Raw genomic sequence first — 14134 nt, 5'->3', positions numbered from 1 at the left:
GGCGGGTGGGGCCCGCCTCCTCGCCCTCGGCGACCTCGGTCAGCAGCGCGGCGGCGCTGCGCACCAGCGGCCAGGCGAGCACGGCACCTGTGCCGTCCAGGCCGTCCAGGCCGAGTTCGAGCAGCGGGCCGCTGCGGAACTGCTTCATCGCCTGGTCGATGCCGCGGTGTTCGCGGCTGCGGCAGAAGACGCAGTAGTCGGTGACCGGCGGCGCGATGCGCGCCGCGATCGCGAGCGCGGCGCAGGCGGCCAGGCCGTCGACCATCAGCAGGTGGCGCTTGCTCGCCGCCATCAGCATCACGCCGACCATCATCGCGACCTCGAAGCCGCCGAGCGCCGCCAGCAGCTCGATCGGCTCGGCGACGTCGCGGTGCCGCGCCAGCGCCGCCTGGGCGATGTTGAGCTGGTGCGCCAGTTCGTCGGCGGCCATGGCGGGGCCGGTCTCGAGCAGTGCGCGCGGCGGCAGGTCGGTGAGCCGCGCCAGCAGCAGCGCCGCGCTCTCCTGCGAGCCGACGCCGAGACCGGCGCAGATCGTCAGGTTGCCCGGCAGCTGGTCGCCGATCTGCATGCCGGCGCGCATCGCCGCGTGCGCCTGGGCCAGGCTCATCGCCGCGGCGACCCGCGGGTTGCGCGTGCCGTGCGCGATCTTGCGCGCCTGCAGGCGTTCGTGCGTCGGCAGCGTCTCGGCGACGCCGCAGTCGACGACGGTGAAGCCCAGGCCGCCGGCGCGTGCGAACACCGCCAGCGGCAGCCGCCCGGCGAGCAGCCGGCGCACCAGCTCCTCGGTCGTGTAGCGCAGCCCGCCGTGCAGGCCGTCGACGGCCAGGCCGTGGTCGGCGGCAAAGACCATCAGCTGCGGCTCGTGGAAGCGGGGCTTGAGCGAGCCCTGCATCAGCCCGATGCGCAGCGCCAGCGGCTCGAGTTCGCCCAGGCTGCCGCTGTCGTCGTTGCGCCGCGCCAGCTTGTCGCGCAGCGCCCGCTCCAGCGGCGGATCGGCGGTGGGCGTGACGAGCGAGCGGCTGTTGTCCATGGCGCCTGGCAGTTTAGGCGCCGGCGCTTCAGCGCAGGAACAGCCGATAGACGGGGTTGTCGCTCTCTTCGACGCAGGGGTAGGCCAGCGTCTGCAGGAAGCGGCTGAACTCTTCGTCCTCGCCCGCCGGCACCTGCATGCCGACGAGGATGCGGCCGTAGTCGGCGCCCTGGTTGCGGTAGTGGAACAGGCTGATGTTCCAGTCCGGGTGCAGCGCGTCGAGGAACCGCATCAGCGCCCCCGGCCGCTCGGGGAAGACGAAGCGGAACAGGCGCTCGTCGCGCGCCAGTTCGCTGCGGCCGCCGACCATGTGGCGCACGTGCTCCTTGGCGAGCTCGTCGTCGGTCAGGTCGACGGTGCCAAAACCGTGGCTCTCGAAAGTGGCGGCGATGCGCGCGGCCTCGTCGTGGCGCGCGATCGCGACGCCGACGAAGACGTGGGCGATGCGTTCGTCGGAGATGCGGTAGTTGAACTCGGTCACCGCGCGCGGGCCGATCAGGCCGCAGAAGCGGCGGAACGAGCCCCGCTCCTCGGGGATCGTCACCGCGAACATTGCCTCGCGCTGCTCGCCCAGTTCGGCGCGTTCGGCGACGAAACGCAGGCGGTCGAAGTTCATGTTCGCGCCGCAGGTGATGGTGACGAAGGTCTTGCCCTTCAGCTTGTGCTGCTGCACGTACTGCTTGATGGCGGCGACGCCGAGCGCGCCGGCGGGCTCGACGATGCTGCGCGTGTCCTGGAACACGTCCTTGATCGCGGCGCAGACGGCGTCGGTGTCGACGACGACGTAATCGTCGACCAGCGCCTGCGCGACGCGGAAGGTCTCCTCGCCGACGAGCTTGACCGCGGTGCCGTCGGAGAACAGGCCGACGTCGTCGAGCGTCACGCGGTGGCCGGCACGCACCGAACGCAGCATCGCGTCGCTGTCGGCCGTCTGCACGCCGATGACCTTGATCTCCGGGCGCACCGCCTTGAGATACGCGGCGACCCCCGAGATCAGCCCGCCGCCGCCGATGGCGACGAAGACGGCGTCGATCGGCCCCTGGTGCTGGCGCAGGATCTCCATCGCGATCGTGCCCTGGCCGGCGATGACGTCGGGGTCGTCGAAGGGGTGCACGAAGGTCAGGCTTTGCGCGGCCTGCAGCTCGACGGCGTGGGCGTAGGCGTCGGAGTAGCTGTCGCCGTGCAGCACGACCTCGCCGCCGAGCGCGGCGACGGCGTCGACCTTGAGCCGCGGTGTCGTCACCGGCATCACGACCACGGCGCGGCAGCCGAGCTTGCGTGCCGACAGCGCCACGCCCTGGGCGTGGTTGCCGGCCGAGGCGCAGATGACGCCGGCGGCCAGCGCCTCGGGCGAGAGCTGCGCCATCTTGTTGTAGGCGCCGCGCAGCTTGAAGCTGAAGACGGGCTGGCGATCCTCGCGCTTCAACAGCACCGTGTTCGCCAGCCGCCGCGACAGGCTCTTGGCCGGTGTCAGCGGGGTCTCGACGGCGACGTCGTAGACGCGGGCGGTGAGGATCTTCTTCAGGTAGCCGGCCGCGATGGACGCGACGTCGGAATCAGGAGCGGACATCGGGGCGGCGGGCAGGCGGACGCGGTAGCCGAGGGGGAAGTCATGATACGCCGCAGCTCGGAGCCGCCCGCGCCAAGAAAAGAGGCCCGGGATCTTGCGATCCCGGGCCTAAATCCACCATTTGAGGAGGTGGAGGAGACAAGCGGTGGGCCGGTGCGCGATGCATCACGGCCGATGGGACGCAGTCTATCACCGCCTTGCTGCGGTGCAATATCCCGACACGGCGGTGTCCGGACTTGGCGCCGCGAAGCCGGTCGATCGTCTCCGGACTGAGGACAATGCACGCCTTTGGCGCCCGGCTGGCGCCAGCAGGGCACTGAAGATGGAATGCACGATCAACTGGATCCCGGCCTCCGGCATGGGTTTTGTCGCCGAAACCGGCAGCGGCCACCTGCTGACGATGGACGGCGCGCCCGACGGCGGCGGCCGCAACCTCGCGCCCCGGCCGATGGAGACGCTGCTGGCCGGTGCCGGCGGCTGCACCGCCTACGACGTCGTGCTGATCCTCAAACGCGGCCGCCACGACGTGCGCGGCTGCCAGGTGAAGCTGCAGGCCGAACGTGCCGCCGCCGACCCCAAGGTGTTCACGAAGATCCACCTGCACTTCGTCGTCAGCGGCCGCGGCCTGCCGGCGCCGGCGGTCGAACGCGCGATCGCGCTGTCGCACGAGAAGTACTGCTCGGCGACGATCATGCTGGCCCGCACGGCCGAGATCACGACCGGCTACGAGATCGTCGAAGCCTGAGCGTCAGACGCGCTGCGCGGTGACGGTCATCACCTTGGCCGCGGCGCGCATCGCCAGCCGCACCGGCAGCGGCAGCGTGATGCCGCCGGCGTCCTCGGCACCGTCGGCGTGGCGGCGCTCGTCGGCCTTCATCTGCTCGACGATGGCGCGTGAGCGTGTGTCGGCGGGCGGCAGCCGGTCCAGGTGGCCGGCCAGGTGCTGCTCGACCTGGCGTTCGGTCTCGACGACGAAGCCCAGGCTGACGCGGTCACCCAGGCGCCCGGCGGCCAGGCCGATCGCGAACGCGCCGGCGTACCACAGCGGGTTCAGCAGGCTGGTGCGGTCGCCCAGTTCGTCCAGCCGCTGCTGGGTCCAGGCGAGGTGGTCGCCTTCCTCGCGCGCCGCGGCCGACATCTGCGCCCGCAGCTCGGGGCTGCGCGCGGTCATCGCCTGCGCCTGGTACAGCGCCTGGGCGCAGACCTCGCCGACGTGGTTCACGCGCATCAGCCCGGCCGACAGGCGGCGCTCGTCCTCGGCCGGCGGCTCGGCGTCGGCCGAGGAGGGCCCCGCGGGGTTGGCACGCCCGGCATGAACGGCGCCGGACAAGGTGCGCAGCGCGTTGTCGGCGCTGACGAGAAGGCGGTCCAGGGTGCTCATGCGGCGCGAGCATAGCGCTGGCCCGGTGCGCCGCCGTCCATCCGGCTGCGGGTGCATGAGGTTTGCGCCTTTGCACCCGGCATGCCTTTTGCGCATCATCGACAGCTTTTGCCCACGCGCCTGGCGCGTCTCCGATGCTCGTCTTCGTCCTTCGCCGGCTCCTGCAGGCCCTCGCCGTGATGCTGGCGGTGGCTTTCATCGCCTTCATGCTGTTCCAGTACGTCGGCGACCCGGTGCAGAACCTGCTGGGGCAGGACGCGACGCTGGAGCAGCGTGCGCAACTGCGCCGCGACCTGGGGCTGGACCAGTCCTTCGTGCTGCAGTTCGCCACCTTCGTCGGCAACGCGCTGCAGGGCGAGTTCGGCCTCAGCCTGCGCCAGGGGCGCGAGGTCTCGGCGCTGATCGCCGAACGTTTCCCGGCGACGCTGGAGCTGTCGCTGGTGGCCGCCGTGCTGGCGCTGGCGCTGGGCATCCCGCTGGGCGTCTACGCGGCGCTGCGCCGTGGCCGTTTCGGCTCGCAGCTGGTGATGACGCTGTCGCTGCTGGGCGTGTCGCTGCCGACCTTCCTGATCGGCATCCTGCTGATCCTCGTGTTCGCGGTGCAGCTGCACTGGCTGCCGAGCTTCGGCCGCGGCGAGGTCGTGCAGCTGGGCCCGTGGTCGACCGGGCTGCTGACGCTGGACGGCTGGCGCCACCTGGTGCTGCCGGCGGTGACGCTGTCGGTGTTCCAGCTCGCGCTGATCCTGCGCCTGGTGCGCGCCGAGATGCTGGAGGTGCTGCGCAGCGACTACATCAAGTTCGCTCGCGCCCGGGGCCTGACCGACCGCGCGGTGCACTTCGGCCATGCGCTGAAGAACACGCTGGTGCCGGTGATCACGATCACCGGGCTGCAGCTGGGCTCGCTGATCGCGTTTGCGATCATCACCGAGACGGTGTTCCAGTGGCCCGGCATGGGGCTGCTGTTCATCCAGGCGGTGCAGTTCGCCGACATCCCGGTGATGGCGGCCTATCTGTGCCTGATCGCGCTGATCTTCGTGCTCATCAACCTCGCCGTCGACCTGCTGTATTTCGTCGTCGACCCGCGGCTGCGCATCGAGCGCCCCGCTTCCGCGCACTAGAGCTCCGCATGGCACCGATTCCGACCCCGCACGCACCCGGCCGGCTCGCGCGTTTCGTCGACGGCGACACCTGGTACAGCTTCCGCCATTCGCCGACCGCGATCGTCGCGGCGGCGATCGCCGCGGTCTGCATCTTCTGCGCGCTGTTCGCCGAGTTCGTCGCGCCGCACGATCCCTTCGACCTGATGACACTGGACCTGATGGACTCGCGCCTGCCGCCGGCCTGGATCGAAGGCGGCAGCTCGAAATACCTGCTGGGCACCGACGACCAGGGCCGCGACATCCTGTCGGCGCTGATGTACGGCGCGCGCATCTCGCTGCTGGTCGGGCTGGCATCGGTGGCGCTGTCGCTGGTGATCGGCGTCGGCCTGGGGCTGCTCGCCGGCTTCGTCGGTGGCCGCATCGACGCCTTCATCATGCGGGTCTGCGACGTGATGCTGTCCTTCCCGTCGATCCTGGTCGCGCTGCTGATCGACGGCGTCGGCCGGGCGCTGTTCCCGCAGGCGCACGAGACGCTGGCCTTCGGCGTGCTGATCCTGGCGATCGCGCTCACCGGCTGGGTGCAGTACGCACGCACGGTGCGCGGCTCGACGCTGGTCGAGCGCAACAAGGAGTACGTGCAGGCGGCGCGTGTCATCGGCGTGCCGCCGCTGCGCATCATGCGTCGCCACGTGCTGCCCAACGTGATGGGCCCGGTGCTGGTGCTGGCGACGATCCAGGTCGCCGCCGCCATCCTGACCGAGGCGACGCTGTCCTTCCTCGGCGTCGGCGTGCCGCCGACCTCGCCGTCGCTGGGCACGCTGATCCGTGTCGGCAACGACTTCCTGTTCTCGGGCGAGTGGTGGATCACGATCTTCCCGGGCGCGATGCTGGTCGCGATCGCGCTGTCGGTGAACCTGCTGGGCGACTGGCTGCGCGACGCGCTCAACCCGAGGCTGCGCTGATGGACGCCCCGCTGCTCGAAGTCTGCCGCCTGCGGGTGGAGTTCCCGACCCGCCGCGGCACGCTGCTGGCACTCGACGACGTCTCTTTCGACATCCGCGCCGGCGAGATCCTGGGTGTGGTCGGCGAGTCGGGCGCCGGCAAGTCGCTGACCGGTGCCGCGATCATCGGCCTGCTCGAGCCGCCCGGGCGCATCGCCGGCGGCGAGATCCGGCTCGAAGGCCGGCGCATCGACGACCTGCCCTACGAGGCGATGCGGCGCCTGCGCGGGCGCACGATAGGCGCCATCTTCCAGGACCCGCTGACCTCGCTGAACCCGCTCTACACCGTCGGCCGCCAGCTGGTCGAGACCATCCGCACCCACCTGCCGGTGTCGGCCGACGAGGCGCGTGCGCGTGCGATCCGGCTGCTCGAGGAAACCGGCATCCCGGCCGCCGGCGAACGTTTCGAGCACTACCCGCACCAGTTCTCCGGCGGCATGCGCCAGCGGGTCGTCATCGCGCTGGCGCTGGCGGCCGAGCCCAAGCTCATCGTCGCCGACGAGCCGACGACGGCGCTGGATGTGTCCATCCAGGCGCAGATCATCACGCTGCTCAAACGTGTCTGCCGCGAACACGGCGCCGCGGTGATGCTGGTGACGCACGACATGGGCGTGATCGCCGAGACCTGCGACCGCGTCGCGGTGATGTACGCCGGGCGCATCGCCGAGATCGGCCCGGTGGCCGAACTCATCCACCGCCCGCGCCATCCGTACACGGTCGGGCTGATGGGCTCGATCCCGGCGATGGACGTGGAGCGTGAACGCCTGGCGCAGATCGACGGCTCGATGCCGCGACTCGGCGCGATTCCCGCCGGCTGCGCCTTCCACCCGCGCTGCGAACACGCGTTCGCACGCTGCCGCAGCGAGCGCCCCGAGCTGATGGACGCCGGTGCGACCCGCGCCGCCTGCTGGCTGGTCGGCGCTGGGCAGGAGCTCGCGGCATGACGGCGCTGGTCGAGGTGCAGGACCTGGCCAAGAGCTTCGACGTCTCGGCGCCGTGGCTGGAGCGGGTGCTCGGCCGGCGCCCGCGCCAGTTCGTGCACGCGGTCGACGGCGTCTCGTTCGAGATCGAGCGTGGGCGCACGCTGGCGCTGGTCGGCGAGTCGGGCTGCGGCAAGAGCACGGTGGCGCGCCTGCTGGTCGGGCTGTACGCCCCCAGCCGCGGCGAGCTGCGCTTCGACGGCGGGCCGCTGGCCGGCAGCCGCCAGCGCCTGCAGATGATCTTCCAGGACCCGTATGCGAGCCTGAACCCGCGCTGGACGGTGCGCGACATCGTCGGCGAGCCGCTGCAGGAACACGGCCTGGCGCGAGGCGCCGAACTCGATGCGCGTGTCGTCGCGCTGCTGCAGTCGGTGGGCCTGGCCGCGGCCGATCGCGAGAAGTTCCCGCACCAGTTCTCCGGCGGCCAGCGCCAGCGCATCTCGATCGCGCGAGCGCTCGCCACCGGCCCCGAGTTCCTGGTCTGCGACGAGCCGACCTCGGCGCTGGACGTCTCGGTCCAGGCCCAGGTGCTCAACCTGATGAAGGACCTGCAGCGCGAGCGCGGCCTGACCTATCTGTTCATTTCGCACAACCTGGCCGTCGTGCGCCACGTCGCCGACGCCGTCGGCGTGATGTACCTGGGGCGGCTGGTCGAACACGCGCCCAAGGCGGCGCTGTTCGCGGCGCCGCGCCATCCGTATACGCGGCTGCTGCTGGACGCGATCCCCGACATCGCGATGAGCGGGCGCGCGCGCACGCCGGTGCGCGGCGAGGTGCCCAACCCGCTGTCGCCGCCGGCCGGCTGCGCCTTCCACCCGCGCTGCCCGCATGCCAACGCACGCTGCAGCGCCGAACGCCCGCTGCTGCGCGAAGACGGCAGCGGCGGCCGTACCGCCTGCCACGCGGTCGAGGAAGGGCGGATTTAGGCGAGCAGGCGTTCGAGCGCGAACAGCGCCCGGCTGTCCTCGCGCTCGCGCACGACATGCACGGCGTCGCCGTCGAGCAGCAGCTCGGCCGCGCGCGGGCGGCTGTTGTAGTTGCCGGCCATCGCCATGCCGTAGGCGCCGGCGGACAGCACCGCGAGCAGGTCGCCGGGCTCGAGGGCGAGCGCACGGTCGCGGCCCAGCCAGTCGCCGGACTCGCAGACCGGGCCGACGACGTCCCAGACCGGCGCCGCGCCGGCGCGCAGCTGGCAAGGTTCGATCGCCATCCAGGCCTCGTACATCGCCGGGCGCACCAGGTCGTTCATCGCCGCGTCGACGATGCAGAAGTTCTTGGTCTCGCCGGGCTTGAGGTACTGGACCTCGGTCAGCAGCACGCCGGCGTTGCCGACCAGCGAACGCCCGGGTTCGACGAGCAGCTCGCGCTGGCCGTGGCCGCGTGCGCGCATCAGCTCGGCCAGGGCGCGCACCAGGGCCTCGGGCGAGGGCGGGGTCTCGTCGGTATAGGTGATGCCCAGGCCGCCGCCGACGTCGACGTGGTGCAGCGCAATGCCCGCGGCTTCGACCGCCTCGACCAGGTCGAGCAACCGGCCGAGTGCGTCGAGATAGGGCTCGAGCTGGGTGATCTGCGAGCCGATGTGGCAGTCGATACCGACGACCGCCAGCCCCGGCAGCGCCGCCGCGCGGCGGTAGGCGGCCAGCGCCTCGTCGTGCGGGATGCCGAACTTGTTGTCCTTCAGCCCGGTCGAGATGTAGGGGTGGGTGCCGGCGTCGACGTCGGGGTTGACGCGCAGGCTGACGGGGGCGCGCCGGCCCGCGGCCACGGCGACCGCGGACAGGCGTTCGAGTTCGCCCAGGCTCTCGACGTTGAAGCAGCGCACGCCGGCTTCGAGTGCACGCCGCATCTCGGCCGCGGTCTTGCCGACGCCGGAGAACACGATCTTCGCCGGGTCGCCGCCGGCGGCCAGCACACGTTCGAGTTCGCCGCCCGAGACGATGTCGAAGCCGCAGCCGGCGCGGGCGAAGGTCTGCAGCACCGCGAGGTTGGAGTTCGCCTTCATCGCGTAGCAGATCAGGTGCGGCAGGCCGGCCAGCGCACGCTGGTAGCCGGCGAGCGCGTCCAGCATCGCGGCGCGCGAGTAGACGTATAGCGGCGTGCCGAAGCGCCGCCCCAGTTCGGCCAGCGAATGGCCTTCCAGGCGCAGCTCGCCGGCGGCGTCGCGCAGCAGTTGCGGGTGGCCCGGCAGCGTCACTTCGTGGCCCCCGAGGCAGCACCGGCCGGCGCCGGCAGCTTCAGCGGGCCCTTCTGGCCGCATCCGGCCATCAGGGTCAGCGCCAGCAGCATCACGAGCGCGGTGGCGCCGCGCACTACACTGTTCTTCGAGGGTTTACGCATTTCGGGAAGATTCTATGAGCACGGTCCTGACCGACGCCGAGTACCACCGGCTGAGCCAAGAAGTCCTGGCGCGCATCGAAGCTGCCGCCGACCGCCTGCTGCAGCAGGACGTCGTCGACATCGACACCAGCCGCACCGGCGGCCTGCTGGAGCTGTCGTTCCCGAACGGCAGCAAGATCGTCGTCAACACCCAGCCGCCGCTGCAGGAGATCTGGCTGGCGGCACGCGGCGGCGGTTTCCACTACCGCTGCGTCGACGGCCGTTGGCTCGACACCCGCGACGGCAGCGAGTTCTTCGAGGCGCTGGCGCTGCAGGCGAGCGCACAGGCGGGCAAGCCGGTCGCGTTCTGAACGCGGGGCGCGGCGCAGGCCGCGCCGCCGCTCAGCGCTTGAACAGGTCGAGGATGGTGTTGCGCTCGTCGCTGGTCGGCGCCTGCGGCACCGCGTCGCCGAGGCCGACGCTGGCGACACCGGCACCTTCGCGGTACTCCTCGTACATCCACAGGCCGTCGTGCTGGACCACGCCCGGCGGCGGCAGCGGCTCGAACACCGGCACGCCGCGCAGCGCGGTCTGCATGAACTCGATCCACACCGGCAGCGCGCGGCCGCCGCCGGTCTCGCGGTCGCCCAGCTTCTTCGGTGTGTCGTAGCCGATCCAGACCACCGCCGCCAGCGTCGGCTGATAGCCGGCGAACCAGGCGTCCATCGAGTCGTTGGTGGTGCCGGTCTTGCCGAACAGGTCGGGGCGCTTGAGCGTGGCCTGGGCCCGCGCCGCGGTGCCGGCACGCGCCACGTTCTGCAGCAGCGAGCCCATCACGAAGGCGTTGCGTTCGTCGAGCGCGCGCATCGATTCGTCGCGCGGCTGCAGCCTGCTTTCCTGCAGCGTGCGGCCCTTGGCGTCGGTCACCTTGGTGATCAGCACCGGCGTCACGCGGTAGCCGCCGTTGGCGAAGACGCTGTAGGCGCTGGCCATCTGCAGCGGCGTCACAGAGCCGGCGCCCAGCGCCATCGTCAGGTAGGCCGGGTGGCGTTCGGCCTCGAAGCCGAAGCGCGTGATCCACTGCTGCGCGTAGCCGGTGCCGATCGACTGCAGGATGCGGATCGACACCATGTTCTTGGACTTGGCCAGCGCCGTCTGCAGCGTCATCGGGCCTTCGAACTTGCCGTCGTAGTTCTTAGGCTCCCAGGGCTGGCTGCCGGTGACGCTGGCGTCGAAGAACAGCGGTGCGTCGTTGACGACGGTCGCCGGCGTGAAGCCCTTGTCCAGCGCCGCCGAGTAGATGAAGGGCTTGAACGACGAACCCGGCTGGCGCCAGGCCTGGGTCACGTGGTTGAACTTGTTCTTGCCGAAGTCGAAGCCGCCGACCATCGCCCGCAGCGCGCCGGTGCGCGGGTCGAGCGCCACGAGCGCGCCTTCGACCTCGGGCAGCTGGGTCAGCGTCCAGTTGCCCTTGGCGTCGTGCACCGCGCGCACGACGGCGCCGCGGCGGATCTCGGTCTTGGGCCCGGCCTTGTCCGACAGACCCGAGGTGACGGGCTTGAGGCCGTCGCCGGTGACGGTGATGGTGTCGCCCGACTGCAGCATCGCCACCACCTTGCGCGGCGCCGCTTCCAGCACCACGGCGCTGCGCAGATCGTCGTTGTCGGGGTGGTCGGCCAGCGCTTCGGCGACGCGGGCGTCGACCAGCGCCGGGTCGCCCGGCAGGTCGATGTAGGCCTCGGGGCCGCGATAGACGCGCTTCAGTTCGTAGTCCATCAAGCCCCGGCGCAGCGCCTTGTAGGCCGCCATCTGCTGCACCGAGTCGATCGTCACGTAGGCGTTGAGGCCGCGGGTGTAGGTCTCTTCACCGTACTGGGTGTAGACCAGCTGGCGCGCGGCTTCGGCGACGTACTCGGCGTGAACCGCGACCTCGTTCTGCTTGCGGTAGCGCAGCTTCTCGTCGAGCGCGGCGTCGTGTTCGGCCTCGGTGATGAAGCCGTTCTCGAACATGCGCTCGACGATGTAGCGCTGGCGCTGCTCGGCGCGCTTGGGGTTGGCGATCGGGTTGTAGGCCGACGGCGCCTTGGGCAGGCCGGCGAGCATCGCCGCCTCGGCCACCGTGACGTCCGCGAGCTTCTTGCCGAAGTAGATCTCCGCGGCGGCGGCGAAGCCGTTGGCGCGCTGGCCGAGGTAGATCTGGTTCATGTAGGCCTCGAGGATCTGGTCCTTCGAGAGCTGGCGTTCGATCTTCAGCGCCAGCAGGATCTCGTAGATCTTGCGCGTGAAGGTCTTTTCGGTCGACAGGTAGAAGTTGCGCGCCACCTGCATCGTGATCGTCGAGGCGCCCTGGCTGCGTGCGTCGCGCAGGTTCTCCAGCGCCGCGCGTGCGACGCCCTTGTAGTCGACGCCGCCGTGTTCGTAGAAGCGCGCGTCCTCGGCGGCGAGCACGGCGTTCTTCATCACCTGCGGGATCTCGCCGATCGACATGAAGTTGCGCCGCTCCTCGCCGAACTCGCCCAGCAGCACGCCGTCGGTGGAGAACACGCGCAGCGGCAGCTTGGGCCGGTAGTCGGTGAGGCTGGCGATCTCGGGCAGCTGCGGGTAGGCGACCGCGAGCGCGACGCCGATGACCATCAGCAGCGAGACCAGGGCCGCGAAGGCCAGGCCGAACAGCCAGCCGAAGGCCAGCAGCAGCAGGCTGCCGGCGGAACGTCGGGAACGGGAGGACGGTGCGCCACCGGGAGGCGCCGGTGGGCGCTCGGGCGCGGGATCGGTAGAGGACATGGGGATCCCGTGGACTGATGGCGTCGATTATAGGAAGCGGTGCGTGCCCGTCTGGCCGCAGGCGCCACCTGTGACATTCCTCACGGTCGCGAACCGGCGGCCGCTGCAGCGTGTCGCGGGCCCCACAGCGCCGCTGCCCATTCGTCGCGCTCCGTGCAGTAGTTGCGCCCGTTTTTTGGGGGTTTACAAAGGCTTTACTGCTAGCATTCAAGTAACTCTTTAACAAGCTCGGGTCGGACCCGCCTGCCTGGGGAGCGTGAGCTTTGAGCTTTCTCGACAATCTTCTGGGCCGCAAGCACCCGCCCATGATCGGGCTGGACATCAGTTCCTCGAGCGCCAAGCTCGTCGAGTTGGGCCGCGCCGCATCCGGTGAACTGGTGCTCGAGCGTTTCGCCTCCGAGCCGTTCGAGAAGGGCTGGATCACCGACGGCCAGATCGAGAAGTTCGACGAAGTCGCCGAGGCCGTGCGCCGCGTCGTCGCCAAGAGCGGCACGCGCAGCAAGAACGTCGTGATGGCGATGCCGCAGTCGGCCGTGATCACGAAGAAGATCATGCTGCCGGCCGGGCTGCGCGACGAGGAGATGGAGCTGCAGGTCGAGTCCGAGGCCAACCAGTACATCCCGTTCTCGCTCGACGAGGTCAGCCTGGACTTCTGCGTCATCGGCCCCAGCGCCACCTCCGCCGGCGACGTCGAGGTGCTGATCGCCGCCAGCCGCAAGGACCGGGTGCAGGACCGCCAGGGCCTGGCCGAGGCCGCCGGGCTGAAGCCGGTGGTGCTGGACATCGAGTCGCACGCCTCGCGCCTGGCGATGAGCCGCATCGTCGGCGCGCTGCCCAACGAAGGCCGCGATGCGCTCGTCGCGCTGTTCGAGATCGGCGCCGACACCACCAGCCTGAAGGTGCTGCGCGACGACGACATGCTCTACGACCGCGACCAGGCCTTCGGCGGCTCGCAGCTGACGCAGCTGATCAGCCGCCAGTACGGCTTCTCGTTCGAGGAGGCCGAGGCCAAGAAGCTCTCCGGCGACCTGCCCGAAGACTACGAGAGCGCGTTGCTCGCGCCCTTCGTCGACAGCCTGTCGCAGGAGATCGGGCGCGCGCTGCAGTACTTCTTCACCAGCACCCCGCACCACAAGGTGCACTACGTGATGCTGGCCGGCGGCACCGCGACGCTGCCGGGGCTGAAGGACCGCGTCACCGAGCTCACCGGCTTTGCTTCGCAGGTCGTGAACCCCTTCGACAACATGCAACTCGGTTCTGCCGTGCGCGAAAGCCGCGTGCGCCGCGAAGCGCCGTCCTACCTGACGGCCTGCGGCCTCGCGATGCGGAGGTTCATGCAGTGATCCTCATCAACCTGCTGCCGCACCGCGAGGAGAGGCGGCGTCAGCGCAAGCGCGCGTTCTTCGCCACCCTCGGGCTGGCCGCAGTGGTCGGCGTCGGCGTCGTCGGCATCTGGTACACGGCGCTGCAGCAGATGACCGCGTCGCAGGCGTCGCGCAACGATTACCTGAAGGCCGAGATCTCGCGCCTGGACACCCAGATCAAGGACATCGCGACGCTGCGCGCCGAGATCGAGGCGCTCAAGGCGCGGCAAAAGGCGGTCGAGGACCTGCAGACCGACCGCAACACGCCGGTCTACCTGCTCAACGAACTCGTCAAGCAGACGCCCGAAGGCGTCTACCTGACCAGCATCCGCCAGACCGGCCAGACGGTGGCGGTCGGCGGCGTGGCGCAGACCAACGAACGGGTCTCCGAGTTCCTGCGCAACACGCTCTACAACTCGCCGTGGCTGGAGCGGCCCGAACTCATCGAGATCAAGGCGCGCGCGCCGGGCCCGAACAGCCGCGACACCTCGCGCCTGTTCGACTTCTCGATGCGTGTGACGCTCAAGCGTCCGCAGGCGCCCGCGCCCGCGGCCTCGGCCGGTGCCAAGGGCGGCGCCAAGGCTGTGGCGGCCAAGTCTTCCTGAGGC

Annotated in this window: 14 protein-coding genes; 8 read left to right on the top strand and 6 right to left on the bottom strand. The window is 70.5% G+C overall.

Going from position 1 to position 14134, the window contains the following annotated elements:
- The coding region (locus tag CKO43_RS15065) for a nicotinate-nucleotide--dimethylbenzimidazole phosphoribosyltransferase (RefSeq protein WP_200229757.1) at positions 1 to 1030 on the bottom strand (1030 nt) is incomplete at its 3' end.
- Between the two features lie 28 nt (positions 1031 to 1058).
- Positions 1059 to 2600: a threonine ammonia-lyase, biosynthetic gene (gene ilvA / locus CKO43_RS15060; RefSeq protein WP_200229756.1), complete on the bottom strand. Its 1542-nt coding sequence runs from the start codon at positions 2598 to 2600 to the stop codon at positions 1059 to 1061.
- A 322-nt stretch (positions 2601 to 2922) separates the two neighbouring features.
- Here ilvA and CKO43_RS15055 point away from each other — a divergent pair, with 322 nt between their 5' ends.
- Positions 2923 to 3345 carry an OsmC family protein gene (locus CKO43_RS15055; RefSeq protein ID WP_200229755.1) on the top strand — a complete coding sequence of 141 codons (423 nt, stop codon included), beginning with the start codon at positions 2923 to 2925 and terminating at the stop codon, positions 3343 to 3345.
- Between the two features lie 3 nt (positions 3346 to 3348).
- Here the strand turns inward: CKO43_RS15055 and coq7 are convergent, their stop codons facing one another.
- Positions 3349 to 3981 (bottom strand): 2-polyprenyl-3-methyl-6-methoxy-1,4-benzoquinone monooxygenase, encoded by a 633-nt coding sequence (gene coq7, locus CKO43_RS15050; RefSeq protein WP_430699149.1) that lies wholly within the window; start codon positions 3979 to 3981, stop codon positions 3349 to 3351.
- A gap of 134 nt (positions 3982 to 4115) precedes the next feature.
- Between coq7 and CKO43_RS15045 the strand changes: the two genes are divergently transcribed.
- The 4 genes from CKO43_RS15045 to CKO43_RS15030 are packed head-to-tail and all read left to right on the top strand — an operon-like array spanning position 4116 to position 7988.
- On the top strand, positions 4116 to 5099 hold the full coding sequence (locus tag CKO43_RS15045; protein ID WP_200229753.1) for an ABC transporter permease: 984 nt from the start codon (positions 4116 to 4118) through the stop codon (positions 5097 to 5099).
- Between the two features lie 8 nt (positions 5100 to 5107).
- Positions 5108 to 6043, top strand: coding sequence for an ABC transporter permease (locus CKO43_RS15040; protein ID WP_200379127.1), 936 nt, complete (start codon positions 5108 to 5110; stop codon positions 6041 to 6043).
- A complete protein-coding gene (locus CKO43_RS15035; protein ID WP_200379126.1) occupies positions 6043 to 7026 on the top strand; it encodes an ABC transporter ATP-binding protein in 984 nt (327 codons plus the stop codon). Before CKO43_RS15040 ends, CKO43_RS15035 begins: the two co-directional genes overlap by 1 nt.
- On the top strand, positions 7023 to 7988 hold the full coding sequence (locus CKO43_RS15030) for an ABC transporter ATP-binding protein (protein ID WP_200379125.1): 966 nt from the start codon (positions 7023 to 7025) through the stop codon (positions 7986 to 7988). The genes CKO43_RS15035 and CKO43_RS15030 overlap by 4 nt, the downstream gene beginning before the upstream one ends.
- Here CKO43_RS15030 and lysA read toward each other — a convergent pair.
- Both lysA and lptM read right to left on the bottom strand, forming a co-directional pair.
- Positions 7985 to 9256: a diaminopimelate decarboxylase gene (lysA, locus tag CKO43_RS15025; protein ID WP_200229745.1), complete on the bottom strand. Its 1272-nt coding sequence runs from the start codon at positions 9254 to 9256 to the stop codon at positions 7985 to 7987. The two genes, CKO43_RS15030 and lysA, sit on opposite strands and share 4 nt — an antisense overlap.
- Positions 9253 to 9399, bottom strand: coding sequence for an LPS translocon maturation chaperone LptM (gene lptM, locus CKO43_RS15020; protein WP_207185060.1), 147 nt, complete (start codon positions 9397 to 9399; stop codon positions 9253 to 9255). The genes lysA and lptM overlap by 4 nt, the downstream gene beginning before the upstream one ends.
- Positions 9400 to 9413: 14 nt before the next feature.
- On the opposite strand from lptM, the gene cyaY reads away from it, so the two are divergent.
- Positions 9414 to 9749 (top strand): iron donor protein CyaY, encoded by a 336-nt coding sequence (gene cyaY, locus CKO43_RS15015; protein WP_200229743.1) that lies wholly within the window; start codon positions 9414 to 9416, stop codon positions 9747 to 9749.
- 31 nt (positions 9750 to 9780) lie between these two features.
- On the opposite strand, the gene CKO43_RS15010 is transcribed toward cyaY, so the two are convergent.
- Positions 9781 to 12162 carry a penicillin-binding protein 1A gene (locus CKO43_RS15010; protein ID WP_430699148.1) on the bottom strand — a complete coding sequence of 794 codons (2382 nt, stop codon included), beginning with the start codon at positions 12160 to 12162 and terminating at the stop codon, positions 9781 to 9783.
- A gap of 305 nt (positions 12163 to 12467) precedes the next feature.
- On the opposite strand from CKO43_RS15010, the gene CKO43_RS15005 reads away from it, so the two are divergent.
- Positions 12468 to 13505 carry a pilus assembly protein PilM gene (locus tag CKO43_RS15005; RefSeq protein ID WP_430699147.1) on the top strand — a complete coding sequence of 346 codons (1038 nt, stop codon included), beginning with the start codon at positions 12468 to 12470 and terminating at the stop codon, positions 13503 to 13505.
- Positions 13502 to 14131 carry a PilN domain-containing protein gene (locus tag CKO43_RS15000; protein WP_200229740.1) on the top strand — a complete coding sequence of 210 codons (630 nt, stop codon included), beginning with the start codon at positions 13502 to 13504 and terminating at the stop codon, positions 14129 to 14131. Before CKO43_RS15005 ends, CKO43_RS15000 begins: the two co-directional genes overlap by 4 nt.
- Positions 14132 to 14134 lie beyond the last annotated feature (3 nt).

The sequence above is a fragment of the Rubrivivax gelatinosus genome, assembly GCF_016583785.1.
In the GTDB taxonomy this organism is placed as follows: domain Bacteria; phylum Pseudomonadota; class Gammaproteobacteria; order Burkholderiales; family Burkholderiaceae_C; genus Rubrivivax; species Rubrivivax gelatinosus_B.
Note: the sequence above shows the minus strand (reverse complement) of the source record. Positions and strands in the feature narration are given on the sequence as shown.